General features: G+C 68.9%; 23 protein-coding genes. 12 read left to right on the top strand and 11 right to left on the bottom strand.

All coding sequences use genetic code 11. From position 1 onward, the window contains the following. Positions 1 to 24: 24 nt before the first annotated feature. From lldD to ACP7A3_RS16335, 4 genes are all read right to left on the bottom strand, one after another. Positions 25 to 1,158 (bottom strand): FMN-dependent L-lactate dehydrogenase LldD, encoded by a 1,134-nt coding sequence (lldD, locus tag ACP7A3_RS16350; RefSeq protein WP_426256632.1) that lies wholly within the window; start codon positions 1,156 to 1,158, stop codon positions 25 to 27. Positions 1,159 to 1,173: 15 nt separating this feature from the next. Beyond that, positions 1,174 to 1,941, bottom strand: coding sequence for an FCD domain-containing protein (locus ACP7A3_RS16345; RefSeq protein ID WP_043059136.1), 768 nt, complete (start codon positions 1,939 to 1,941; stop codon positions 1,174 to 1,176). Continuing rightward, a complete protein-coding gene (gene lldP / locus ACP7A3_RS16340) occupies positions 1,938 to 3,611 on the bottom strand; it encodes an L-lactate permease (RefSeq protein WP_426256631.1) in 1,674 nt (557 codons plus the stop codon). The genes ACP7A3_RS16345 and lldP overlap by 4 nt, the downstream gene beginning before the upstream one ends. Positions 3,612 to 3,798: 187 nt before the next feature. After that, positions 3,799 to 4,158, bottom strand: a complete 360-nt coding sequence (locus tag ACP7A3_RS16335; protein ID WP_426256630.1) for a hypothetical protein — start codon at positions 4,156 to 4,158, stop codon at positions 3,799 to 3,801. A gap of 109 nt (positions 4,159 to 4,267) precedes the next feature. Between ACP7A3_RS16335 and ACP7A3_RS16330 the strand changes: the two genes are divergently transcribed. After that, complete coding sequence (locus ACP7A3_RS16330) at positions 4,268 to 4,603, top strand: hypothetical protein (protein WP_017978023.1); 336 nt, start codon at positions 4,268 to 4,270, stop codon at positions 4,601 to 4,603. A gap of 27 nt (positions 4,604 to 4,630) precedes the next feature. Here the strand turns inward: ACP7A3_RS16330 and ACP7A3_RS16325 are convergent, their stop codons facing one another. The 7 genes from ACP7A3_RS16325 to ACP7A3_RS16295 all read right to left on the bottom strand — a co-directional run bounded on the left by ACP7A3_RS16325 (position 4,631) and on the right by ACP7A3_RS16295 (position 12,219). Continuing rightward, positions 4,631 to 5,236: a DedA family protein gene (locus ACP7A3_RS16325; RefSeq protein ID WP_426256629.1), complete on the bottom strand. Its 606-nt coding sequence runs from the start codon at positions 5,234 to 5,236 to the stop codon at positions 4,631 to 4,633. Further along, positions 5,233 to 5,646 carry a hypothetical protein gene (locus tag ACP7A3_RS16320; protein WP_426256628.1) on the bottom strand — a complete coding sequence of 138 codons (414 nt, stop codon included), beginning with the start codon at positions 5,644 to 5,646 and terminating at the stop codon, positions 5,233 to 5,235. Before ACP7A3_RS16320 ends, ACP7A3_RS16325 begins: the two co-directional genes overlap by 4 nt. A 105-nt stretch (positions 5,647 to 5,751) precedes the next feature. Then, positions 5,752 to 7,107 carry a PepSY-associated TM helix domain-containing protein gene (locus ACP7A3_RS16315; RefSeq protein ID WP_426256627.1) on the bottom strand — a complete coding sequence of 452 codons (1,356 nt, stop codon included), beginning with the start codon at positions 7,105 to 7,107 and terminating at the stop codon, positions 5,752 to 5,754. Further along, the gene (locus tag ACP7A3_RS16310; protein ID WP_426256626.1) at positions 7,107 to 9,467 is read right to left on the bottom strand and encodes a TonB-dependent receptor family protein; all 2,361 of its coding nucleotides are present in this window, start codon (positions 9,465 to 9,467) and stop codon (positions 7,107 to 7,109) included. Before ACP7A3_RS16310 ends, ACP7A3_RS16315 begins: the two co-directional genes overlap by 1 nt. 131 nt (positions 9,468 to 9,598) lie before the next feature. Continuing rightward, a complete protein-coding gene (locus tag ACP7A3_RS16305) occupies positions 9,599 to 10,000 on the bottom strand; it encodes a DUF2946 family protein (RefSeq protein WP_426256625.1) in 402 nt (133 codons plus the stop codon). A gap of 72 nt (positions 10,001 to 10,072) precedes the next feature. Continuing rightward, the gene (locus ACP7A3_RS16300) at positions 10,073 to 11,272 is read right to left on the bottom strand and encodes an FAD-dependent oxidoreductase (protein ID WP_426256624.1); all 1,200 of its coding nucleotides are present in this window, start codon (positions 11,270 to 11,272) and stop codon (positions 10,073 to 10,075) included. 68 nt (positions 11,273 to 11,340) lie between these two features. Further along, entirely contained in the window at positions 11,341 to 12,219 is an 879-nt protein-coding gene (locus ACP7A3_RS16295; protein WP_147036123.1) for a polysaccharide deacetylase family protein, read from the bottom strand. Between the two features lie 112 nt (positions 12,220 to 12,331). Between ACP7A3_RS16295 and ACP7A3_RS16290 the strand changes: the two genes are divergently transcribed. The 11 genes from ACP7A3_RS16290 (at position 12,332) to ACP7A3_RS16240 (ending at position 23,676) form a co-directional block, all read left to right on the top strand. Next, positions 12,332 to 12,880 (top strand): TspO/MBR family protein, encoded by a 549-nt coding sequence (locus ACP7A3_RS16290; RefSeq protein WP_426256623.1) that lies wholly within the window; start codon positions 12,332 to 12,334, stop codon positions 12,878 to 12,880. Positions 12,881 to 12,927: 47 nt separating this feature from the next. Next, positions 12,928 to 13,230 (top strand): DCC1-like thiol-disulfide oxidoreductase family protein, encoded by a 303-nt coding sequence (locus tag ACP7A3_RS16285; protein ID WP_413243576.1) that lies wholly within the window; start codon positions 12,928 to 12,930, stop codon positions 13,228 to 13,230. Further along, positions 13,227 to 13,721, top strand: coding sequence for a DUF427 domain-containing protein (locus ACP7A3_RS16280; protein ID WP_426256622.1), 495 nt, complete (start codon positions 13,227 to 13,229; stop codon positions 13,719 to 13,721). The genes ACP7A3_RS16285 and ACP7A3_RS16280 overlap by 4 nt, the downstream gene beginning before the upstream one ends. Positions 13,722 to 13,787: 66 nt before the next feature. Beyond that, entirely contained in the window at positions 13,788 to 14,795 is a 1,008-nt protein-coding gene (locus ACP7A3_RS16275) for an adenosine deaminase (RefSeq protein WP_426256621.1), read from the top strand. Between the two features lie 154 nt (positions 14,796 to 14,949). After that, on the top strand, positions 14,950 to 15,798 hold the full coding sequence (locus ACP7A3_RS16270; protein WP_426256620.1) for a TorF family putative porin: 849 nt from the start codon (positions 14,950 to 14,952) through the stop codon (positions 15,796 to 15,798). A gap of 110 nt (positions 15,799 to 15,908) precedes the next feature. Further along, entirely contained in the window at positions 15,909 to 15,998 is a 90-nt protein-coding gene (kdpF, locus tag ACP7A3_RS16265) for a K(+)-transporting ATPase subunit F (RefSeq protein WP_017978036.1), read from the top strand. Positions 15,999 to 16,011: 13 nt separating this feature from the next. After that, entirely contained in the window at positions 16,012 to 17,715 is a 1,704-nt protein-coding gene (gene kdpA / locus ACP7A3_RS16260; protein WP_331360466.1) for a potassium-transporting ATPase subunit KdpA, read from the top strand. 14 nt (positions 17,716 to 17,729) lie between these two features. Next, positions 17,730 to 19,763: a potassium-transporting ATPase subunit KdpB gene (gene kdpB, locus ACP7A3_RS16255; RefSeq protein WP_017978038.1), complete on the top strand. Its 2,034-nt coding sequence runs from the start codon at positions 17,730 to 17,732 to the stop codon at positions 19,761 to 19,763. Between the two features lie 12 nt (positions 19,764 to 19,775). Next, positions 19,776 to 20,345: a potassium-transporting ATPase subunit KdpC gene (gene kdpC / locus ACP7A3_RS16250; RefSeq protein WP_426256619.1), complete on the top strand. Its 570-nt coding sequence runs from the start codon at positions 19,776 to 19,778 to the stop codon at positions 20,343 to 20,345. Further along, positions 20,345 to 23,008, top strand: coding sequence for a DUF4118 domain-containing protein (locus ACP7A3_RS16245; RefSeq protein WP_426256618.1), 2,664 nt, complete (start codon positions 20,345 to 20,347; stop codon positions 23,006 to 23,008). The genes kdpC and ACP7A3_RS16245 overlap by 1 nt, the downstream gene beginning before the upstream one ends. Continuing rightward, entirely contained in the window at positions 23,008 to 23,676 is a 669-nt protein-coding gene (locus tag ACP7A3_RS16240; RefSeq protein ID WP_426256617.1) for a response regulator transcription factor, read from the top strand. The genes ACP7A3_RS16245 and ACP7A3_RS16240 overlap by 1 nt, the downstream gene beginning before the upstream one ends. Positions 23,677 to 23,772: the final 96 nt, after the last annotated feature.

Genomic DNA, 23,772 nt, shown 5'->3' with positions numbered 1-23,772 from the left:
CGCGCGTCGCCGGCCCGGTCGGCGTCAGCGCGCGATGATGGTGGAGTCGATGTCCGCGATCGTCCGGACGCCGGTCAGTGCCATCGCCACCCGCATCTCGCGGTCGAACAGGTCGAGCAGGTTGGCGACCCCCGCCTGGCCATCGGCGGCCAGCGCGTAGATGAAGGCACGTCCGAGCATGGCCGCATCCGCGCCCAGGGCCAGCATCCGCACGACATCCAGCCCCGATCGCACCCCCGAGTCCGCGAGGATCGTCAGCTGCCCCTTCACCGCATCGGCGATGACGGGCAGGGCGCGCGCCGATGACAGCACACCATCGAGCTGTCGCCCGCCATGGTTCGATACGACGATACCCTGCGCGCCGAAACGCACCGCCTCGCGCGCATCCTCGACATCGAGGATGCCCTTGATGACGATCGATCCCTTCCAGACATCGCGAATCCATTGCAGGTCGCGCCAGCCGATCCCTGGATCGAAATTGGCGCCGAGCCAGCCGATATAGTCCTCAAGGCCGGTGGCCGCGCCGCGATAGGCCGAGATATTGCCCAGATCGTGCGGCCGGCCATGGATGCCGACGTCCCAGGCCCAGCGCGGGTGCGTGACCGCCTGCAGCATCCGCCGCCATGCCGCCCCCGGTCCCGACATGCCCGAATGCGCGTCGCGGTAGCGCGCGCCGGGGACGGGCATGTCGACGGTGAAGACCAAAGTCTCCACCCCGGCGGCCTGCGCGCGTTCCAGCGCGTCGCGCATGAAGCCGCGATCCTTTAGCACATAGAGCTGGAACCAGATCGGCGCGGGCGACTGGCGCTGCACTTCGTCGATGGCGCAGACCGATACGGTCGACAAGGTGAAGGGCACCTGCTTGCTCGCCGCCGCGCGGGCCGCCTGCACCTCGCCGCGCCTGGCATACATGCCCGTCAGCCCGACGGGGGCGAGGACGACCGGCATGCCGACCGACCGGCCGAACAGCGTCGTGCCCAGGTCGATGTCGGCGACGTCGCGCAACACCCTCTGGCGCAGCGCGATGTCGGACAGGTCCGACACATTGTGGCGCAGCGTATGTTCGGCATAGGCGCCGCCGTCGATATAGTGGAACAGGAACGGCGGCAGGCGCCGGCGCGCGGCTTCGCGATAGTCGGTGGGGGCGGAGATGATCATCGGGGCGTTCCCAATCTATAACGAGAGTTCGGCGCTGCGCGCGGCGGTGGCGCGCTCGGTGCGGGCCAGGTCGTCCTCGACCTGCCGGACCGTGGTGCGCACGAATTCGAGATGGACATCGGCCGCATCGCGCGCGCCATCCGCGTCGCCCGCCACGATTCGTTCCATGATCGCGCGGTGCTGCGCCGACAGCGCCTCGAACGTCCGCGGCACGGCGTAGATCTTTTCGCGGCTCTGCGAGATGCTGGTGTGCAGCAGACCGAACAGGCTGGACATGACATGCGTCAGCACCGCGTTGCGCGAGGCATGCGCAATGGCGAGGTGGAACGCGGCATCGGCATGCGCCTCCGCCGCGACGTCGCCCGCGCCATGCAGCTTCTCCATCGCGTCGAAGCGGCGGCGGATACGGTCCTTGTCCACCGCGTCGGCGCGCCGGGCGGCATGATAGGCGGCGGTGCCGTCGAGCGACTCCCGGACCTCGAAGATGTCATGGCCGTAGCCCGGATTGGCCTCGACGAGCGGAGCCAGCGGTTCGGCGATCATCTGCTCGGTCCATTGCGCCGACGGCTCGGCCAGGATCGCCCCGGCGCGCGGGCGGATGATGATCCGTCCCTGCGCCGCCAGCCGGTTCATCGCCTCGCGCAGGATGTTGCGCGATACCCCCAGCGTCTCGGCCAGCGATCGTTCGGAGGGCAGGCGCGCGCCGGGCAGCAACTTGCGCTGGGCGATCAGCGCCTCGATCGCGGTTTCCGCGCGGTGGGATACGCTGGCTGGGACGCTCATGGGATCATCCATGGTAGGAGATAGGCCTGGATCGTGGTGATGATCCCGACCAGTGCGCAGAGCGGCAGGCTGTGGCGCACGGTGAAGCGGAACAGGTCGGATTCCTTACCGACCAACCCCACGGCGGCGCAGGCGATGGCGATCGACTGCGGCGAGATCATCTTGCCGGTGACGCCGCCGGTCGTGTTGACCGCGACCAGCAGCACGTCGCTGACCCCGATCTGGTGTGCGGTATTGGCCTGCAACGCCGCGAACAGCGCGTTCGCCGAGGTATCCGATCCGGTCAGGAACACGCCCAGCCAGCCGAGGAACGGCGAGAAGAAGGTGAAGGCCGATCCCGTATGCGCCAGGGCCAGCGCGAGCGTCGCCGACAGCCCCGAATAATTGGCGAGGAAGGCAAAGGCGAGGACCATGCCGATCGAATAGATCGGGATGAGCAGGCTCTTCAACGTGTCGACGAAGGTACGCGCCGCATCCGCCGGCTTCATCCGCAGGAACGCGATGGTGACGATCGCCGCCAGCATGATCGCGGTGCCGGTCGCCGACAGCCAGTCGAACTTGTACACCGCTTCATAGGGCGTGACCTGCGGGACGATCGGCGGCACCTTGGCGACCAGCTTGTCGAGGAACGGCACGTGCAGCTTCAGCACAAGGTGCGCGAGCGGCCCGTTGGTGGCGAACAGTGCCTTGACCGGGGCGATGCTCCACAGCGTGACGAACACGGTCAGGATCAGGAAGGGCGACCAGGCCCAGGCGATCTGTGCGGGCGAATGGCGGACGGTCTGCGCCGTGACCGGCGCGACCGGCACCGCGCCGTCGGCGGCGACCTCCGCCGCGTCGAAGCGGAAGATGCGCTTGGGCTGCCAGAAGCGCAGGAAGATGGGCAGCGTGATCAGGGTCGCAAGCGCGGCGGTGATGTCGGGCAGCTCCGGTCCGATGAACTGCGCGGTCAGAAACTGGACGATGGCGAACGACCCACCGGCGACCAGAATGGCGGGCCAAGTCTCACGCACGCCGCGCGGGCCGTCCATGATCAGGATCAGCCAGAAGGGCACGAGGACCGACAGCAACGGCAACTGCCGCCCCGCCATCTGCCCGATCAGGAACGGGTCGATGCCCGTCACCTGTCCGGCGACGACGATCGGAATGCCCATCGCCCCGAACGCCACGGGGGCGGTGTTGGCGATCAGGCACAGCCCCGCCGCATAGAGCGGCCGAAAGCCCAGCCCGACGAGCAAGGCCGAGGTGATCGCGACCGGCGCGCCGAACCCCGCCGCGCCTTCCAGAAAGGCACCGAACGCAAAGCCGACTAGCAGTAGCTGCAGACGCTGATCCTCGGTGACGTTCAGGATCGACTGCCGGATGATGTCGAACGCGCCGGTCGCCACCGCGATACGGTAGAGAAACACCGCGCCCAGGATGATCCAGGCGATCGGCCACAGCCCGTAGAAAAAGCCGAACACCCCGGCCGCCAGCGCGCTGTGCACCGGCATGCCGTACAGCGCGATGGCGACGGCCAACGTCAGCGCCACTGTGATCGTGCCTGCTACATAGCCTTTCAGGCGGAAGACGGTGAGGGCTAGGAAGAAGAATATGATTGGTACGGCGGCGACCAGGCTAGAAAGCCAGATATTGCCCAACGGATCGTAATTTTGCGCCCAGACGTCCACGGCACCTCTCTCTTCTGGTAGTACCAGATATGCGATGTTGTGGACATTCATCGGCCGAGCTATCGCGCGCGTCAACGCAGCTAGGGGTTTAGCTAGTGCTTTGTGGTCCTACCAGTGTTGCATGCGCCCTACTTTGCCGGTCGTGCAAGGTCCGTACGGGGCAAAGCGGCAAGAGGCGCCGCCGCGCTCATTGGTGGCGCAGTGTCTTTTCGAAGCCTTCGTTCGCCTTGGTCATCTTGGCGACCTTGCGGAGATAGGTTCGGACGTGGCGTTCGAACCGGTCCTCGTCATTGAGGCCGGTCGCGGGATAGTCGTCCTGCGCGATCAATTGCTTGAGGCGGGCGGCAAAGGCGGTTTGGTTGGCCGTGCTGTCGTCATCCTTCAAGGTACGGCACATCCATTCCTCGGCCGCCGCCTTGTCGTAATCGTCGCGCGCGTCATAACCTTGCCGGTCCGCCGCCGCCTGATCCAGCCGCGCGGCGGCGTGGCGACGGTCCAGCCATCGGCGCACCAACGCCGGGTCCCAAGGTTTCAACGAATCCGTCATGATAGTCCCCGATCGGCCCGCGGTGATGGGACCCTGTTCGCCGCTTTCCTTAGGACGCGGCGGATCGCTTCGCTACAGGCGGGGGCAATCGAAGCAATCGGATCGCGCCATGGCCAGACGTTCGAAATATGATCCCTACGATCACCTGCCCGCAGACGACGACACGCCGGCCGCGCCGCCGCCGTGCTGGCTGTGCGGCCGGCCGACGGGCAAGACCATCGTCTGGCATCATCCCGTGCCCAAGAGCCGTGGCGGCCGCGACGTCGTGCCGATGCATCCGATCTGCCAGCAGACGCTGACCGCGAACTTCACCAATTCCGAATTGCAGCGGCACGGCATGAACGTCGCGGGCCTGCTGGATCACCCCAACGTGCGCAAGTTCGTCGATTGGGTGGCGAAGAAGGATCCCGATTTCACGGCGACGATCACGAAGAAGCAGCGCTGATCGCCGTCGCCCCGATCCGGCGGCTGGCTATGCGGGATCGTCGGTCGGCGCCTGGGATCGGCCGAAGAGCTTCCAGCCGAGCAGCGCGGCCGCCAGCAGGCCGACGATCACCCAGGTGAGGTTGCCGAGCAGGCTGGCGATCGTCTGCACCTGATCGCTGAACGCGCGGCCCAGCGACACGTAGATCACCAGCCACAGGACCTCGCCCGCCACGTCGAGCGCGAGGAAGCGCGCCCAGGGATATTCGGTGAGGCCGCTGGTGACGTTGATCCAGGGTCCGAGCGGACCGATCAGCCAGCGGCTGAAGAAGATGCCCCATCCCGCCCATTTGCGCGAATAGGCCTCTGCCTGCTCGACCTTGTCCGCCCCGCCGATGCGCCTGGTCACCGCCGCGAGCAGGGGGCGCCCGCCGTAGCGCCCGAAGGCATAGCCGATCTGGTCGCCGATGACGGCGCCGGCCGCGCCCGCGGCGACGACGGGCCAGAACGACAATTCGCCCTGCGCGACGAACGATCCCATCGCCACCAGCGTCAGCGAGCTGGGGAAGGGCATGCCCGCCGCCGCCAGGATCATCGCGACGAACAATGCGGGCAGACCATAGGTCGTCAGCAGTTCGAGCAATTGGTCGGTCATCGGGCGGGCGACGCCGATCGGGACGACGATCCGGACGACGTTGATCCGGACGGGGCCACGGGCGGCGGTGGCGGGCCGGGGGGCGGATAGGGCGGTCGGACGTGGACGATCGCATAGGTCAATGTCGCTTCGACCTGCGACATCGACCGGCCGCTGTCGCGCGCGATACGGGCGAGCGGCCGGCGATCTGGCGTCGGCGGCAGGTTCAGCGCGGCATGCAGGATGTGCGGCGGGACGTGATAGGAATGCGCGACATAGCCGATCGTCATCCACGGCTCGATCGGTTCGTCGCGGTGCGCGTTCCAATAGAGGGCGTCGCTGACCGTCCGCACCGCGTGATAACCGGTGAACGCCAGGATCGCGACGAACAGCGCGATCAGGGCTTTGCGCCAAGGCTGTGTGCGGGTCATGGCCTCGCGATACGCCGGGCACGGGCTGCGATCAACGTGGCGGCGTCATCCGGGGCGCAGCGGGTACGCTACCCGCTTGTCCCCGAATGACGCCCGGCGGCCGTGTCAGGTGGATCGCAGGCCCAGCCATTGCGACGAGCCCGGGAGCCACCGGCGTGCGATCCCCTCGAACAAGAGAACGAGGATCAGCGTCAGGCCGAACAGCGGCAGGTAGAGCGCGAGGGCGAGGATCGCGACGACCAGGCCGGCGCCGAACCGCGCCCGGCCGACGGGGATGGGCGCGCCGAGCAGGCCGATCGGCCGCCGCCGCCACCACATGACCGCGCCCGACACCGACAAGAGGACGAGCATCAGCGCGGTGGCGGTGCCGAGCAGCTGGTTGGCGAGGCCGAACAACGCGCCCTCATGCGCGGCGATGCCATAGCCGATCACGCGATCGATCCAGTGGCGTTGCGCGAAATCGGTCCGGCTGACGATCCGGCCGCTGGCGCCGTCGATCTTCAGCGTGCTGCGCAAGGGACGGTCTGCCGTGTCGGAGGCGACCGACCAAGGGGCGCCGGCCTGCGCGGGGGGCGTGATGAGCACCGGTCCGGCGAGCCCCAGCGGACGCGTGGTGGCGATGACGCGGGCCAGATCGCCCGGGGACGGTGGCGGCGCCGGCATCGTCATGCCGCCATGCCCGGCATGCTCGCCCGATGCGGCATCGGCCTTGGGAGCCTTGCCGCCGATCGTCCAGTCCACCGGGCCCCGCGACGTGCCGGTGACCTGGCGGACCTGGGTGAGGTAGGTTCCCCACCCCTTGGCCCAGGGCAGGCCGGTGAGGATGAGCCCCAGCGCGAACACCGTGACCCAGATGCCCGCCGTCGCATGGAGGTCGCGCCAGAACAGGCGTCCCCGTGCGCGTAGCCGCGGGTAGAGGATGCCGGCGAGGCCGCGCCGCCCGCGCGGCCACCACAGGTAGAGGCCGGTCAGCAGCATCACGATCGCCCAGCAGGCGGCGATCTCAACGAGGTAGCTGCCGGCCGCCCCGGCGAGCAATTCGCCGTGCAGGCGGAAGACGACGCGCATGGGGCGCTGCTCTTCGGTCACGACGCCCAGCACGGCGAGCGAGTGGGGATCGACGTAGACGCGCCGGTCCGCGCCGTCGCGGGTGACGAGCACGCGGACCGCGGCGTCGGGCCGTTCGGGCATCACATATTTGCGCAAGGTGGCGCCGGGCACGGCGTGCAATGCGGCGGCGACCTGTGCGTCGGGCGAGGCCGGCGCGCCCGCGACGGGCAGGCGATCATAGGGGCGGTCGAGCCAGGAGTCGATCTGCGGCCGCCACAGGTAGATCGTGCCGGTGAGTGCCAGCCAGATCACGAACGGGATGCAGAACAGCCCCGCGTAGAAATGCCAGCGCCATACCGACGAATAGAAGCCGCCTGCCTGTGCGGTGCGGCCCTGCGTGTCGCGTGCCATCAGAACCGTCCCTTGATGCCGGCGTAGATCGTGCGGGGCTGGCCCGCATAGACCGAGCCGGTGACGCCGCGCAGCACCGTCGGCGGATTGAGCGTGCCGTTCGCGGCCAGGCTGTTGGCGATGATCGAGGCGGAGCCGACATAGGTGGTGTCGGTCAGATTCTCGAGCGAGGCGTAGAAGGACAGGCGCGACCACCAGCCGGCGCCGGCGGGGGGATCGTAATGCAGGTTCAGGTTGACCAACGCATAGCCCGGCACGCGCAGCGAATTGGCATTGTCGATCCAGTAGCGCGAACGCCAAGTCACCTCGGCGAACCCGCCCAGTCCGGCAAGCGGACCGGCAGGGCGGTCATAGCCGGCACGAAGGTTGGCGAAGGTGGGGATTACCCCCGGAATGCGGTTGCCGTCGCGGTCGAACACGGCCGACACCGCGCCCGACGTCAGCCGCTCGAGATATTGGGTGTAGCGCTGGTCGTTGTAGCTGTAATTGCCGCGGACATAGCCGCCCTCGACCAGATCGGGGCGCCATTCCACCGCCAGTTCGACGCCGCGGTGGATCGACCGCGGAACGTTGGTGGTGAACGACAACAGGTTGACGCCGGCCGACTGGCTGACCTGTTCGTTGCGGAACCATTCGTAATAGCCGGTCAGTTCGGCGGTGAGCGTGCGGCCGAGGCGCAATTCGGCGCCGAGGTCGACGCCCGTGTTCTTCTGGGTCTTCAGCGCGACATTGTCGCCCGGCACGCCGGCAGGCGTCACGAACAGCTGGCCGGCTTGCGGGATGCCATAAGCGGTTCCCACGCGCGCGTGCAGGCGCAGCGCCGGATCCGCCTGCCAGACGAGCGAGGCTTCGGGGGCGACATTGCCGAACCGGCGCAGCGCGGGCACGACCGTCATCGTCGGGTTGGCGCCGACCGGATAGGTGTAGGCGGTCTGGCGCATGTCGATGATCGAGCGTTCCGCGCCGATGCCCGCCACGAAGGTGAGCGTCGGCGTCAGCCGCAATTCCTCGCGCGCGCGGATGCCGAGGTTGCGCACGTCGCCGAACACGGTCTGCGTCGGCGCGCCGATGCCGTTGCGGCCGGCAGGCGTTTTGTTGAACGAAAAGCTCTGGTTATCGAGATAGCCGTAGAACAGGCCGACGAAGCTGACCGCATCCATGCCGAACAGCCGCCCCCGGTTCGTGACGTCCGAACTGATCGCATAGCTGTCCAGCGTCCCCTTGAAGGGGGTGGCGCCGGTCGGCTGGTTGACGACGCGGCTGTCGAACAGGGCCTGCGTGCGCCACGTCGTCGCCGACGACAGGTCATGCTCCCAGCGCGCGCCGACGATCGTCCGGCGATCGTTGCGGGCGAGATCGCCTTCGGTCGCGGTCTGGGCGATGCGGGTGCCGTTGATCCCGTTCACCAGGACCGAGATCGTGCCGCATCCCGGCGCGGCGGTCGCCGCCTGCTCGCACCCTTGCTGATAGGGGTTGGTGGCGAACTGGTTGAACGACAGCCGTGTCGACAGGCGGAACTCGCCCTCGTTGTAGATGAGCTTGCCGGTCAGCCGGTCGCGATCCGACAGCGCGACGGTCGCGAGCGCGTTGATCGTGCCCGTCTCATAGCCGGTATGGCCCGTCGCACCGTTGGCGCGCACGAAGCTGCCGAACAGCGCATAGTCCTGGTCGGCATTGCCGTGGCCGATCGTCGCATAGGCGTTGAGATAGCCGTAGCTGCCAGCGTCCAGCCCCAGCTCGGCCCCCTGGATGTCGCGGCCGCGGCGCGTGCGGAAGTTGATCGCGCCCTCGATCGCATAATTGCCGTACCGGGCGGACGACGGCCCGCGGACCACGTCGACCGCGCCGTAGGCGTGCGGATCGGTGAGGTCGAAGCGGGCGAGGCCATCGGGCTGGGTGACCGGGAAGTCGTCTTCGAACACCTGAATGTTGCGTGCGCCGAAGCTGTTGCGCGCGTTGGAGCCGCGGATCGACACGCCCACGTCGCGCGGGCCGTTGCCGCCGATCACCGTCACGCCGGGTGAGAGCTTGACGATATCCGCGATGGTGCGCGCCGGCGTGTTGCGGACATCGCGGTCCGAGATGGTGGTGTCGGTCTGGCCCGTGACCTGCGTGGTGAGCGTCAGCGCGCGTCCCGTGACGATGATGTCGCCGGGCGCGGCTTGCGTGTCGATGGGCGTGGAGGCCACCGGCGTCGGCGTGGCGGCGGGCGCCGGTGCGTCGAGCTTGCGCAATTCGGCGTCGATGGCGTCGCGCTGGCGCAGCAATTCGGCGCGGCGCGGGTCGGTGGATTGGGCAGACGCCGACGACGCGGCGAGCGCGACCAGCGAGGCCGCGGCAAGATACTGGAAAGAAGGCACGATGATCCCCTGAAAGCATCAGGCGCCGTGCCGCCCGATGGGCGGCCGGCAGCCGAAACCGCGCGCGATTCGAACGATCGCCTGCGGCACGGGCGAGGGGAACGCCGCGGGGCGTCCCGTCTCGCCATCGATCAGGCGGTGGCGGGTGGCGCGCGCAGCGGGGGGCGGAGGCGGGTGAACTGCCGCGGTGCGGGCGGAACGACGGTCCGGAAGACGGTCGCGACGATGAAGGCGACGACCAGCGCGAGCAGCAGCGGATCGGCGCCGCTCATCGCGGGGGCGTTGAGGCCGGCGAAGGCGCAGGGCTGCTCCGCCTTGCCGTGATCCGGCTTGTCGTCGTGATGCGCCATGCCGGGCATCGCCATGGTCATCGTCACCGGGCCATAGCCCGAGCAGATCTCGAGCGTGATCGCGCCGTTCGACGAGCCCAGCATATAGCCGTTGGGCACGACGATTTTCATCAGCAGCGTCAATGCGATCAGCCAGACGGCCAACCAGCGATGATGCAGGACATGATGGCGTATCGCGCTCACCGGACCGCCCTATCGCCCGATGGTGCCGCCGTCACCTTGCATTTTGGTAGGAGCGCGATGCGGGGTGTGCCGTCAGCCGAACAACGGCTTCAGCGGGTTGCCGATCAGCCCGCTGACCATCGCCGCCTGGATGCGCGTTGCCGGCCACAGCTTGGACAAAGGGCCGACGATCCGGTCGCGGACGAAGGGGAGCGCGTGGCTGTCGGATTGGTAGACGGGGGTGAACAGCGCGGTGAGGGCCTGGTACAGATGCACGTGCCGCCGCCGCATCGCGATCGCCTGGCCCAGCGCCGCGGCCACGTCCGGCGACTGGCGCAACGCCAGCGCGAGCGCATAGGCATCGAGCAGCGCCATGTTCGCGCCTTGTCCCAATTGCGGGCTGGCCGAATGCCAGGCGTCGCCGATGTGGATCATGCCCGCCTCCGCCGGCGTCGGCAGCGTCCGGTGGGCGTAGCGGGCGAAGGTGAGCTGGTCGGGGGAGCGGATCTGATCGAGTAAAGCGGGCGTCGCGGGCCATAAGGCAGAGACCTCCGCCTTCCAGGCATCGAGCCCCGCCGCCTGCCAGTCGGCAAGTCGATCGGCGCGCAGCGACCAGAAGAGCGCGGCCTGCTGGCGCGGGTCGCCCGGAAACCGCCCGATCGGCAGCACGCCGACCATCACGCTCGCCCGCCGATAGCGCTGTTCGAGCGCGGCGGGATCGAAGCCGGCATCGGCGGGCCAGTCGAGCGTTCCCCACAGCGCACCATAAGCGAGCGTGCGGCCGCAGGGCGGCGCCAGCGGCGTCCGCGTGCCGAGCGCGTCGACGATGAGGTCGAACGGGCCGATCCGGCGGCCGCCCTCGAGCAGCAGGACGCGACGGTCGCCGGCGGTCAGGTCGCTGCCGGACACCGCGCAGCCGGTTTCGATCGCGATGCCCGCGGCCGCGACGGCCCGATGCAGCAGTGCGAACAGTGTCGCGCGATGCACGCCGACGCCGAACCCGGCCCGCTTGCCGAGCGCGGCATAGCGGACGGAGAGGACGACGCGGCCGCTGCTTCCCGCCTCGCCATGCAGGCGATCGATGCGGGCACCATGGTCGAGCAGGGCGTCGGCCAGCCCCAATGCGCGCAGGACCGCGAAACCGGTCGGCTGGATCATGAGCCCCGACCCCACGGGGCGGGGCGCATCGAACCGCTCGAACAAGGTGACATGATGGCCGTCGCGATGCAGCAGCAGCGCGGTGGCGAGGCCCGCCGGGCCGCAGCCGGCAATCGCGATGTGAAGACGCCGCATCGCGCCAGCCTAGCCGGACGGTGGCGTCGCGCCATCCTTTTCGATTCTGGTGGGGTGCCGGCCGCGGTTCACACCGCCAGATCGTTTGCCTCGACATGCGCGGCGATTTCGCCGGCGGTGGTCCACCAGATGCGCGGATCGTTCGCGGCCCGGAGGTCGGTTAGCACGCGGGCGAGGGCGGGCGTGCGATGCGCCTGCCCCATGATATACGGGTGGAGCGCGATGCCGAGCACCACGGGGCGGCGGTCGCATTCCGACAGCAATTGCTCGACGGCGGCGCGGATCATGCCGGCGAACGTCTCCGCCTCTTGCCGGCGGGCGATGATCGCGGGGATGTCGTTGATCTCCTGCGAATAGGGGACCGACAGCAGCCCGCCGTGGGCGGTCGACAGCCGCGTCGGCTGGTCGTCGTGCGCCCAGTCGAGCACGTAGCGATAGCCCTGCTGCGCCAGCAGGTCCGGCGTCTGGTCGCTTTCGGAAATCCAGGGGCCGAGCCACCCCGTCGGACGGACGCCCAGCGCGGCGAGCCGATCGGTGACGTCGCCGATCATCGTCGCTTCGCGCCGGCCGGACAGGTCGCCCTGCGCCGTGGCGTTGGTCGCGCCATGCGCCGCAATCTCGTCGCCGCGGTCGCGGCACGCCTCCGCCAGGCCGGGGCAGGCATCGAGCACGTCCGCGTTGACCAGCGCCGTGGTGCGCAGGTCGAGCCGGTCGAAGAGATCGAACAGCCGCCACGCGCCGACGCGATTGCCGTAATCGCGCCAGGCATAGTTCATGACGTCGGGATCGGTCTGCGCCGGGGCCAGCTCGGCACCCAGGCCGCTGCCGAACTGGAACACCTCGTAATTGACGCCCAGATAGATGGCGAGGCGGCCACCATTGGGCCAGTCGTAGACGGGGCGATCGGTGATCGGGCGATAGGCGTAGCGGTCGTGGTGCGAGCTCATCCGCCGGTAACGCGTCGCGGGCGGCTTGGGCCCAAATCGCCGGTCGTCGCATGGGCTGGAACGTCCGCGCGCGTGGCTCGCTGTAGCGGCAGGTCACCACAGGAGGTCAGACGTGGGCACGGATAGCGGACGGACGATTGACACCGGCGGCGGTCGATTGGGTCGCGGTGCGGCGCTGGCGTCGGTCGCCGCCGTGCTGGGGATCAGCGCGCTGGTGGGGCGCCGCAATGCGCCCGACGCGACGCATCCGGGCGTGCGGCGCTGGTATCGCAGGCTCGACAAGCCGGGCTTCACGCCGCCCGATGCCGCCTTTGGCGCGGTGTGGCCGGTGCTGGAAACGGGGCTGGCGGTGGGCGGCTATCGCCTGTTGCGCAGCCCATCGGGGGCAAGCCGCAACGCGGCGGTCGGCCTATGGCTGGTCAATAGCGCGCTGATCGGCGGGTGGACACAGCTGTTCTTTCGCGAGCGGCAGTTGGGTGCGAGCGCGGCGGTGTCGGGCGCGATGGTGGCGACGGGCGCGGCCTATGTCGCCACCGCCGTGCGCGTCGACCGGCCGGCGGCGGCGCTGGCCGTGCCCTTCGTTGGCTGGCTGGGCTTTGCGACGTTGCTGGCCGGGCGGATCTGGCGCGACAATCCGGCGGAGGGGCGATGCGCCGCGTAACCGTATGGCATGACGGCCAGTGTCCGCTGTGCCGGCGCGAGATCGCCATGATGCGCAGGCTGGACCGGCGCGGCCGGATCGACTTCGTCGACGTCGCCGGCCCGGGAACCTGCCCGATCGACCGGAGCGCGATGCTGGCGCGCTTCCACGCGCGTGAGGGCGACGGGCCGTTGCTGTCGGGGGCGGCCGCCTTCGCGGCGATGTGGCGGGCGATCCCGCTGCTGCGCCCGCTGGGCATCGCGGCGCGCAACCCCATCGTTCTGGCGATGCTGGAGCGCGCGTATCGCGGCTTCCTGCGGGTGCGACCGCGCCTGCAACGCTGGCTGCGGCGGCGCGAGGCACGCGCATGAGGCCGTGGCGCGATCCCGTTGGTCCGGGGCAGCACAGCGTCTGGGACTTTCCGCGGCCCGCGGTGGCGGAGGCGAGCGATCGGCACGTCCGGATCGAGCATCGCGGCGTCGTGGTGGCGGACACCCGCGCGCCCGTCCGGACGCTGGAGACCAGCCATCCGCCGAGCTGGTATATCCCGCCCGCGGACATCACGCCCGGCGTGCTGATCCCATCCGACCGGCGCTCCTTCTGCGAATGGAAGGGGCATGCGGTGTACTGGCATGTGCAAGTCGGCGACGTCCGGCTGACCGATGTCGCCTGGAGCTATCCCGATCCGACACGCGGCTTCGCAATCCTGCGCGACCATGTCGCGTTCTACGCCGGGCCGTTCGACCGCTGCCTGGTCGATGGCGAGCAGGTGATCCCGCAGCCGGGCGGCTTCTATGGCGGGTGGATTACGGCGGACCTGGCCGGACCGTTCAAGGGCGTGCCGGGCAGCATGGGCTGGTAGGCCGGGCGCCGCTTGCGGAACGGCGGTTCGCGTTGCAGTTTCGGTCGCCGTGCCTGGAGTGACCGCATGACCGAGGATTTCATCGCCGCCTTGCCCAAGGCCGAGCTGCACCTGCATATCGAGGGCAGTCTGGAGCCCGAGCTGATGTTCGCGCTGGCCAAGCGCAACGGTGTCGCGATCCCCTATGGGTCGGTGGAGGCGGTGCGTGCGGCCTATGCCTTCTCCAACCTGCAGGATTTCCTCGACATCTATTATGCCGGGGCGGACGTGCTGCGCACGCGCACCGACTTCCATGATCTGGCCGCTGCCTATTTCGACCGTGCCGCCGCGGACGGCGTGGTGCATGCCGAGATCATGTTCGATCCGCAGACGCACACCGCGCGCGGCATCCCTTTTGCCGAGGTGATCGAGGGGCTGCTCTCTGCAATGGCGGAGGCGGAAGCGCGGCATGGCATGACCAGCGCGCTGATCATGAGCTTCCTGCGCCATCTGAGCGAGGAGGAGGCGTTTGCGACGTTGGAGGAGGCGACGCCGTGGCTCGACCGGATCACCGCGGTGGGTCTCGATTCGTCCGAAGTCGGCCATCCGCCAGAGAAGTTCGCGCGCGTCTTCGCCGCGGCCCGCGCGAAGGGGCTGAAGCTGGTCGCGCATGCCGGGGAAGAGGGGCCGCCGGAGTATGTCCGCCAAGCGCTCGACCTGCTCGACGTGGACCGGATCGATCATGGCAATCGCTCGCTGGAGGATGCGGCCTTGGTCGCGCGGCTGGCGGACGAGGGGATGACGCTGACGGTGTGCCCGCTGTCGAACCTGAAACTGTGTGTCGTCGACCGGATCGAGGATCACCCGATCGATGCGATGCTGGCGCAGGGGCTGCGCGCGACCATCAATTCGGACGATCCCGCCTATTTCGGCGGCTATGTCGCGGACAATTACCGCGCGGTGGCGGCGGCGCGGGGGCTGGACCGCACGGCGCTGGCGACGCTGGCGCGCAACAGCTTCACCGGATCGTTCCTGCCGCCGGACGCGGTGGCGGCGCATCTGGCGCGGCTGGACGCCTTCGTCGCGGCGGCGTGAGAGGGCGCGCGTAAAAACATACGGAAAACATACGCCCTGACCCGATAATCGCTCTCGAAACCCTACGGATGCACGGCCTAATTGCCTTGCCCGCAGGAGGATCCGGCGCTCGTTCGCGGCGCCCGGATCTTCCGTTCGTGGGAGGTTCGATTTCGTGCGTATCCGTTATTGTTTTGCCGTCGCCCTGCTGCCGATCGCGGCGCCCGCTTATGCCCAGAGCACCGACACCGCGCCGCCGCCGGCCGTCACCGTCAGCGGATCGGCCGCGATCCTGTCCGACTATCGCCTGCGCGGCATCTCGCAGACCGACGAGCATATGGCGGTGCAGGCGGGGCTGACCGTCGCGCACAAGAGCGGCGTCTATGTCGGTGCCTGGGCGTCGAACCTTGCCGGCTGGGGCACGTTCGGCGGCGCCAACATGGAACTGGACCTGATCGGCGGGTACAAGACCAAGATCAGCCCGACCGGCACGCTCGACGTCGGCCTGACCTGGTACATGTACCCGGGCGGCGCGAACAAGACGGACTATGCCGAACCCTATGTGAAGCTGTCGGGCACCACCGGCCCGGTCTCGCTGACCGCGGGCGCGGCCTATGCGCCCAAGCAGCAGGCGATCGGCAAATGGTACGATAACGGCGCCAGTGCGGCGGCCGGCGTCTACGACCATACCGGCGCGAAGAGCGACAATCTGTACGTCTGGGGCGACGGCGCGGCGGCGATCCACGGGACGCCATTCACCGCCAAGGCGCATATCGGCCACAGCTGGGGCATGGACGGCCTCGGCCCCAACGCCACCGCGCCGACGCCGACCGGCGATTATTGGGACTGGTCGCTGGGCGCGGACACCAGCTGGCACAACCTGACGCTGGGCATCGCCTGGATCGATACGAACATTTCGGACCGCGACGCCGCCTATCTGCGGCCGAGCTTCAGCAAGGGACAGGACGGCACCGGTAATATCGCCGGCAGCACCGCGCTCGTCTCGCTCACCGCCGCCTTCTGAACGGGGAGACCTTTCCATGCAGGATATCATCTGGCTGTCGATCATCGGCGGGCTGTCGGCGCTGACGCTGGCCTATGCCCGCCTGTGCGACAAAGCGTGAGGGCGCGACCATGACCATCGACCTGTGGCTCGCCGCCGCCTGCGCGCTCGGCCTGCTCGCCTATCTGGTGGCGGTATTGCTCCGCCCCGAACGCTTCTGAAGGGAGCGCCATCATGACCATCCAGGGTTGGGGCCTGATCCTCGCCTTCGTCGCGGTGCTGCTCGCCCTCGTCAAGCCGGTCGGCCTGTGGCTGTTCGCGCTGTACGAGGGGCGGCGCACGCCGCTCCATGCCGTGCTCGGTCCCGTCGAGCGCGGCTTCTATCGTCTGTCGGGCATCGACCCGGCGGAAGAGCAGGGCTGGCGCCGCTACGCCGTCCATATGCTGCTGTTCAACATCGCGCTGATGCTGTTCACTTATGCCATCTTGCGCTTGCAGGCGGTGCTGCCGCTCAACCCGCTGCATTATGCGGGCGTGGGCGCGGACGGCGCGTTCAACACCGCGATCAGCTTCACCACTAACACCAACTGGCAATGGTATGCGGGCGAATCGACGCTGTCGAACCTCAGCCAGATGCTGGCGCTGACCATCCATAATTTCACGTCGGCAGCGACGGGCATCGCGCTCGCCTTCGCACTGTTCCGCGGCTTCGCGCGGCGGCAGGCGAGTGGCATCGGCAACTTCTGGGCCGACATGACCCGGATCACTTTGTACCTGCTGCTGCCGGCGTGCATCGTCTACACGATCTTCCTGATCGCGAGCGGCGTGCCGCAGACGCTGGCCGGTTCGGTCGACGTGACGACGCTGGAAGGGCTGCGCCAGACGCTGGCGCTGGGCCCGGTCGCCAGCCAGGAAGCGATCAAGATGCTCGGCACCAATGGTGGCGGCTTCTTCAACGCCAATAGCGCGCATCCGTTCGAAAACCCCGGCGCGCTGGTCAATTTCGTGCAGATGGCGTCGATCTTCGTGATCGGCATGGGCCTGACCTGGACGTTCGGCAAGGCGGTGGGCGACACGCGCCAGGGGTGGGCGATCCTGGCGGCAATGATGCTGCTGTTCCTGGCCGGCGTCGGCGTCACCTATTGGCAGGAAGCGGCGGGCAATCCGGTGCTGCACCATCTGGGCGTCGCGGGCGGCAACATGGAGGGCAAGGAGGTGCGCTTCGGCATCGCCGCGTCCGCCCTGTTCTCGGTCGTCACCACGGCGGCGTCGTGCGGCGCGGTCAATGCGATGCACGACAGCTTTACCGCGCTGGGCGGCATGATCCCGCTGATCAACATGCAGCTGGGCGAAGTGGTGGTCGGCGGCGTCGGTGCCGGTATCTATGGCTTCCTGCTGTTCGCGATCCTCGCCGTCTTCGTCGCCGGCCTGATGGTCGGGCGCACGCCCGAATATGTCGGCAAGAAGATCGAGGCGCGCGAGGTGAAGCTCGCGGTGCTGGCGATCGCGGTGCTGCCGCTGGTGATCCTGGGCGGCACCGCGCTGTCCGCGGTCGCGCAGGCGGGCCTCGCCGGGCCGCTCAACAAGGGGCCGCATGGCTTCAGCGAGATCCTGTACGCCTTCACCAGCGCGGTCGGGAACAACGGATCGGCCTTTGCCGGCCTGACCGCCGGTACGCCCTGGTACAACGGCCTGCTGGGCGTCGCGATGTGGATCGGGCGGTTCTTCGTGATCGTGCCGATGCTGGCGATCGCCGGCAGCCTTGCCGCCAAGCGCCACACGCCGGCGGGCGCGGGATCCTTCCCGACCACCGGCGGCCTGTGGGTCGGCCTGCTGGTCGGCATCATCCTGGTGCTGGGCGGCCTCACCTTCCTGCCGAGCCTCGCCCTCGGTCCCATTGCCGATCATCTCGCGATGATCGGTGGCCAGCTTTCGTAAGGGGCGCCACTATCATGGCCCAGACACGCAACGCATCCTTGTTCACCGCAGAGCTGATCGTGCCGGCGATCCGCGATGCCTTCGTCAAACTCGATCCCCGGCAGCTGATCCGTAACCCCGTCATGTTCACCACCGCGGTCGTCGCGGTGCTGCTGACCGTCCTGCTGGCGGTGGGGCAGGACGGCCTGTCGACCGGCTTCAAGCTGCAACTGGTCGTCTGGCTGTGGCTGACGGTGCTGTTCGGCACCTTCGCCGAGGCGCTGGCGGAAGGCCGCGGCAAGGCGCAGGCCGCCAGCTTGCGCGATGCCAAGGCCGAACTGAAGGCCAAACGGCTGATCGGCGTCGGCGACGCCTGGGAGCTGGTGGCCGGCACCCGGCTGAGCGTCGGCGACGTCGTGCTGGTCGAGACGGGCGACCTGATCCCGTCCGACGGCGAGGTGATCCAGGGCGTCGCCTCGGTCAACGAAGCCGCGATCACCGGCGAGAGCGCGCCAGTGATCCGCGAGGCCGGCGGCGATCGATCGGCGGTGACGGCGGGTACGCGCGTCATCTCCGATTCGATCAAGGTGCGCGTCACCGTCGAACCGGGGCAGGGGTTCCTCGATCGCATGATCGCGCTGGTCGAGGGTGCCGAGCGGCAGAAGACGCCGAACGAGATCGCGCTCACCATCCTGCTGACCGGCCTTACGATCATCTTCCTGATCGCGGTCGCGACCATTCCGGGCTTCGCCAGCTATGCCGGCGGGTCGATCCCGGTCGCGATTCTGGCGGCGCTGCTGATCACGCTGATCCCGACGACGATCGCCGCCTTGCTGTCCGCGATCGGCATTGCGGGGATGGACCGGTTGGTCCGCTTCAACGTGCTCGCCAAGTCGGGTCGCGCGGTGGAGGCGGCGGGCGATATCGACGTGCTGCTGCTCGACAAGACCGGGACGATCACGATCGGCGACCGGCAGGCGAGCGAGTTCCGCAGTGTCGGCGGCGCGAGCGCGGAAGACCTTGCCGAAGCCGCGCTGCTCGCCAGCCTGGCGGACGAGACGCCCGAAGGTCGGTCGATCGTCGTGCTGGCGCGCGAACGCTTTGGCCAGACCGCGACGCTTCCTGACCACGCCGAGGTGATCGCCTTTACCGCGCAGACCCGCGTGTCGGGCGTGCGGATCGGCGACACGCTGATCCAGAAGGGCGCGGTCGATTCGATCCTGCGCGCCAATCCGGGCAGCGGAGAGACCGCGGCGGCGACCGAATTGCGCCGCATCACCGACGAGATCGCCCGCGCTGGCGGCACGCCGCTGGCGGTGGCGAAGGACGGCCGCCTGCTCGGCGCGATCTTCCTGAAGGACGTGGTGAAGGCGGGCATCCGCGAACGCTTTGCCGAGCTGCGCCAGATGGGCATCCGCACCGTGATGATCACCGGCGACAATCCGCTGACCGCGGCGGCGATCGCGGCCGAGGCGGGGGTCGACGACTTCCTCGCGCAGGCGACGCCCGAGGACAAGCTGGACCTGATCCGCAAGGAACAGACCGGCGGGCGGTTGGTCGCGATGTGCGGCGACGGCACCAACGACGCGCCGGCGCTGGCGCAGGCGGACGTCGGCGTCGCGATGAACACCGGTACGCAGGCCGCGCGCGAGGCGGGCAACATGGTCGACCTGGACAGCGACCCCACCAAGCTGATCGAGGTCGTCGGCCTGGGCAAGCAGTTGCTGATGACGCGGGGCGCACTGACGACCTTCTCGGTCGCCAATGACGTCGCCAAATATTTCGCGATCATCCCGGCGATGTTCGTCGCGCTCTATCCGGGGCTGGGCGTGCTCAACGTGATGGGGCTGACGACGCCGCAGAGCGCGATCCTGTCGGCGATCATCTTCAACGCGCTGATCATCCCGGCACTGGTGCCGCTGGCGCTGAAGGGCGTGACCTATCGCCCGATGGGGGCGGGGCCGCTGCTGGCACGCAACCTGGCCATCTATGGCCTGGGCGGGCTGCTCGCGCCGTTCATCGGAATCAAGCTGATCGACATCGTCGTCGGTGGCCTCGGACTGGCCTGAGGAGTATAGAATATGGGCAAGGATTTCTCTTCGGCCTTGCGGCCGGCGATCGTGATGACGTTGTTGTTCGCGGCGTTGCTCGGCATCGTTTATCCGCTGGCGATGACCGGCGTCGGCCAGATCGTGTTCCCCCATCAGGCCAACGGCAGCCTGATCGAACAGGGCGGGCGCGTGATCGGGTCGGACGTCGTCGGGCAGGCGTTCACGTCGGACCGTTATTTCCAGACGCGCCCCTCCGCGGCGGGCAAGGGCTATGACGGCATGGCGTCGAGCGGATCGAACCTCGGCCCGGCAAGCAAGGCATTGGCCGATCGCGTCACCGCCGACGTGGCGAAGCGCCGGGCGGAGGGCGTGACGGGGCCGATCCCCGCCGATCTCGTCACCACCAGCGGATCGGGCCTCGACCCCGATCTGTCGCCCGACGCTGCACTGGCGCAGGCCCCCCGTATCGCGCGCGTCCGCGGCCTGCCGGTGGCGCGCATCGAGGCGCTGGTCGCCGCGGCGACCGAGGCCCCCGTGCTGGGTGAACCCCATGTAAATGTGCTTGCACTCAACCGCGCGCTCGACGCATCCCGCAGGTGATGAGCGACGGCCGGCCCGACCCCCAGGCATTGCTGCGTCAGGCGGCGCAGGAGGGTCGCGGCCGCCTGAAGATCTTCCTGGGGGCGGCACCGGGCGTCGGCAAGACGTTCGAGATGCTGTCCGAGGGGAAGGCGCGGGCGCGCGAGGGCGTCGATGTCGTCGTCGGCGTGGTCGAGACGCACGGCCGCGCCGAGACGGACGCGCTGACCCGCGGGTTCGAGATTCTGCCGCGCCTCGCCATCCCCTATGAAGGGCGGACGCTGCACGAGATGGACCTCGATGCGCTGATCGCCCGCGCGCCGCGCCTCGCGCTGGTCGACGAACTTGCGCATACCAATGCGCCGGGCAGCCGCCATCCCAAGCGGCATCAGGATGTCGAGGAACTGCTCGCTGCGGGGATCGATGTCTATTCGACGATCAACATCCAGCATGTCGAAAGCCTCAACGATATCGTCGCGGGCTTCACCCATGTGCGCGTGCGCGAGACGGTGCCCGACAGCGTGCTGGAGGCGGCCGAGATCGAGGTCGTCGACATCCCGCCCGACGAGCTGATCGAGCGGCTGAAGGCGGGCAAGGTCTATCTGCCGCAGGAAGCGACGCGCGCGCTCCAGCATTTCTTCTCCAAATCCAATCTGTCGGCTTTGCGCGAACTGGCGCTGACCCGCGCCGCACAGGCGGTCGACGCGCAGATGCTGGAGCATGTCCGCGCGCTGGGCGTCGGCGGCACCTGGGCGGGGGCGGAGCGGATCGTCGTCGCGATCAACGAACTGGCGGGCGGCGAGGGGCTGGTGCGCGCGGGCAAGCGCGTCGCGGACGGCCTGCGCGGGCCGTGGACGGCACTGTTCATCGAGACGCCGCGCGTCGCCGCGTTCAGCGATGCGCAGCACGCCCGCGTCGCGGCGGCGATGACGCTCGCGACGCAGCTGGGCGCGACGGTCGTGACCGTTCCGGCGGCGGGAGTGGTGGAAGGGATCAAGGCCTATCTGGCCGATGCGCGCGCGACGCAGCTGATCGTCGGCAAGTCGCGCCGGTCGCGCTGGTTCGAACTGCGGCATGGTTCGGTGGTCGACCGGCTGGTGCGCGAAACGCCGGGCGTGACCGTCCACGTGCTGCCGGTCGCGGGTGGTGCGGCAAAGCCCGAACGCCTGCCGCGCCGGCGTGGCGCATGGGGCACGCGGCTGGGCTATGTCGCCACCAGCGCGATGATCGCGGGCGTCACCGGCGCCGGCACCGCGCTGTTCCGCGTGCTGCAGCTCGGCAACGTCGGCATGCTGTACCTGCTGCCGGTGATGGCGGCGGCGAGCCTGTTCGGTCTACGCACCGGCCTGTTCGCGGGGCTGGCATCGAGCCTGGCCTATAACTTTTTCTTCCTGCCACCGACCGGCACGTTCACGATCAGCAATCCCGAAAACGTCATTTCGGTGTTCGTGCTGCTGGGTGTCGCCTTCGTCACCAGCCATCTCGCCGCGCGGGTGCGGGCGCAGGCGGACCTCGCCAGTCAGAGCGCGCGGACCAATGCGGCGCTGACCGGCTTCCTGCGCCAGTTGACCGAACTGGCCGACGATGCGGCGGTGAAGCGCGCCACCTGTCGCGAGATCGCGCATATCCTCGACGTGCATAGCGTGCTGCTCGGTGCGGGCGCCGGCGGTTTGGATGTGCAGGCCGCCGATGCGGAAGGCTATCAGCTCGGCACGCTCGATCTTGCCGCGGCGCAATGGGCGTTCGACAATGCGACGACGACGGGGCGCGGATCGGGCACGCTGACCGCATCGGACTGGGTGTTCCACCCGCTGTCGCACGCCGGGCGGACGCTGGCGGTACTGGGCCTCGCGCGCGACGGCGGCGGCGATCCGGTGCGCGCCGATCAATTGCCGCTGCTGACCAGCCTGATCGACCAGGCGGCGATGGTGCTGGAGCGGTTGCGGCTGGAGGGCGAGATGCGCGATGTCGAGACGATCCGCACCCGCGATCGCCTGCGCGGAGCCTTGCTGTCGTCGGTCAGCCACGACCTGCGCACGCCGCTGACCGCGGTGAAGGCCGCCGCCGCTGAATTGCGCCACGGCGTGACGCCGGATCTGGTCACGACGATCGAGGTCGAGACGCGGCGGCTGGACCGGTTCGTCGCCAATCTGCTCGACATGGCACGGATCGAGGCGGGGGCGCTGACGCTCGCGATCGAGCCGACCGACCTTGCCGATGCGGTGACGGGCGCGGCGCATGACGCGCGCACCGCGCTCGCCGGTCATGCGATCCGGCTGGACGTGCCGCCCGATCTGCCGCTGGTCCGCTGCGACGCGCAATTGCTGCATCATTGCCTGCTCAACCTGCTCGACAATGCCGGGCGCTATGCCGATCCGGGCACCGCGATCCGCATCGTCGGCGCGCATCGTGGCGCAACGTTGCGCCTGTCGGTGGTCGACGAGGGGCCGGGCCTGCCGCCGGGAGCGGAAAGCGCGATCTTCGACACGTTCCGCCGCTTCGACGGATCGGATCGCTCGGCCGGGGGCACGGGCCTGGGCCTCGCCATCGTCAAGGCGTTCGCGGAGGCGATGGGCGTCGGCGTGGAGGCGGCCAATCGTGATGATGGCGCGGGCGCCCGGTTTACGCTGGTCTTCCCGTCCGCGACGATCGTACGCGACGCAATGGTCGAGGGGCAGGTCTGATGGCGCGCGTGCTGGTGGTGGACGACGAACCGGCGATCCGGCGGTTGCTCCGCCAGACGCTGGAGCGCGCCGGCCACGACGTGATCGACGCAGCCGATGCGCGCGCGGCGCTGGCCGCGGTGACGCAGGACGCGCCGGATGCGGTGCTGCTCGACCTGGGGCTGCCGGGGCGGGACGGGCTGGAGCTGGTGCCCGTCATCGCGCGGACGCCGGGGGTCGCGCTGCTGGTCGTCTCCGCGCGCGATACGACCGAGGACAAGGTCGCCGCACTCGATCTCGGCGCGGACGATTACGTCACCAAGCCGTTCGACAGCGAGGAATTGCTCGCCCGGCTGCGCGTCGCGCTCCGGCGGAGCGAGGCGAAGGGCGGCGGCGTGGTGCGTGCGGGCGAGGTGACGATCGATTCCGCCGCGCACCGCGTCGAACGCGCGGGCGCGGAGGTGCATCTGACGCGCAAGGAATATGAGGTGCTGACGCTGCTCGCCGACCATGCCGGGCGCGTCGTGACGCACAAGTTGATTCTGCAGCGCGTGTGGGGCGGCCACGATCCGAAGGTCGAATATCTCCGCATCGTGATCCGCAACCTGCGCCAGAAGCTGGAGGCGCCGCATGCCGTCGGCAGCCTGATCGCGAACGAACAGGGGATTGGCTATCGGCTGATCGGGTAGGCTTTTTCGCCCTCACCCTTCGCCGGCTTTGCCGGCTCTTCCCTCTCCCGTCGGGAGAGGGAGGGAGCGCCGAAGGCGCGGAAGGGTGAGGGTGAT

The sequence above is a fragment of the Sphingomonas sp. DC5200-1 genome (assembly GCF_049897245.1).
GTDB lineage: Bacteria > Pseudomonadota > Alphaproteobacteria > Sphingomonadales > Sphingomonadaceae > Sphingomonas > Sphingomonas aquatilis.
The sequence above is the reverse complement of the archived record's forward strand: the minus strand, read 5'-3'. Positions and strand labels throughout refer to the sequence as shown.

What these genes read in the sequence shown, in the direction of transcription:
- lldD (WP_426256632.1), bottom strand. Translation starts at nt 1,158, where the DNA reads ATGATCATCTCCGCCCCCACCGACTATCGCGAAGCCGCGCGCCGGCGC.
- ACP7A3_RS16345 (WP_043059136.1), bottom strand. Translation starts at nt 1,941, where the DNA reads ATGAGCGTCCCAGCCAGCGTATCCCACCGCGCGGAAACCGCGATCGAG.
- ACP7A3_RS16335 (WP_426256630.1), bottom strand. Translation starts at nt 4,158, where the DNA reads ATGACGGATTCGTTGAAACCTTGGGACCCGGCGTTGGTGCGCCGATGG.
- ACP7A3_RS16330 (WP_017978023.1), top strand. Translation starts at nt 4,268, where the DNA reads ATGGCCAGACGTTCGAAATATGATCCCTACGATCACCTGCCCGCAGAC.
- ACP7A3_RS16325 (WP_426256629.1), bottom strand. Translation starts at nt 5,236, where the DNA reads ATGACCGACCAATTGCTCGAACTGCTGACGACCTATGGTCTGCCCGCA.
- ACP7A3_RS16320 (WP_426256628.1), bottom strand. Translation starts at nt 5,646, where the DNA reads ATGACCCGCACACAGCCTTGGCGCAAAGCCCTGATCGCGCTGTTCGTC.
- ACP7A3_RS16315 (WP_426256627.1), bottom strand. Translation starts at nt 7,107, where the DNA reads ATGGCACGCGACACGCAGGGCCGCACCGCACAGGCAGGCGGCTTCTAT.
- ACP7A3_RS16300 (WP_426256624.1), bottom strand. Translation starts at nt 11,272, where the DNA reads ATGCGGCGTCTTCACATCGCGATTGCCGGCTGCGGCCCGGCGGGCCTC.
- ACP7A3_RS16295 (WP_147036123.1), bottom strand. Translation starts at nt 12,219, where the DNA reads ATGAGCTCGCACCACGACCGCTACGCCTATCGCCCGATCACCGATCGC.
- ACP7A3_RS16285 (WP_413243576.1), top strand. Translation starts at nt 12,928, where the DNA reads ATGATGCGCAGGCTGGACCGGCGCGGCCGGATCGACTTCGTCGACGTC.
- ACP7A3_RS16280 (WP_426256622.1), top strand. Translation starts at nt 13,227, where the DNA reads ATGAGGCCGTGGCGCGATCCCGTTGGTCCGGGGCAGCACAGCGTCTGG.
- ACP7A3_RS16275 (WP_426256621.1), top strand. Translation starts at nt 13,788, where the DNA reads ATGACCGAGGATTTCATCGCCGCCTTGCCCAAGGCCGAGCTGCACCTG.
- kdpF (WP_017978036.1), top strand. Translation starts at nt 15,909, where the DNA reads ATGACCATCGACCTGTGGCTCGCCGCCGCCTGCGCGCTCGGCCTGCTC.
- kdpA (WP_331360466.1), top strand. Translation starts at nt 16,012, where the DNA reads ATGACCATCCAGGGTTGGGGCCTGATCCTCGCCTTCGTCGCGGTGCTG.
- kdpB (WP_017978038.1), top strand. Translation starts at nt 17,730, where the DNA reads ATGGCCCAGACACGCAACGCATCCTTGTTCACCGCAGAGCTGATCGTG.
- kdpC (WP_426256619.1), top strand. Translation starts at nt 19,776, where the DNA reads ATGGGCAAGGATTTCTCTTCGGCCTTGCGGCCGGCGATCGTGATGACG.
- ACP7A3_RS16245 (WP_426256618.1), top strand. Translation starts at nt 20,345, where the DNA reads ATGAGCGACGGCCGGCCCGACCCCCAGGCATTGCTGCGTCAGGCGGCG.
- ACP7A3_RS16240 (WP_426256617.1), top strand. Translation starts at nt 23,008, where the DNA reads ATGGCGCGCGTGCTGGTGGTGGACGACGAACCGGCGATCCGGCGGTTG.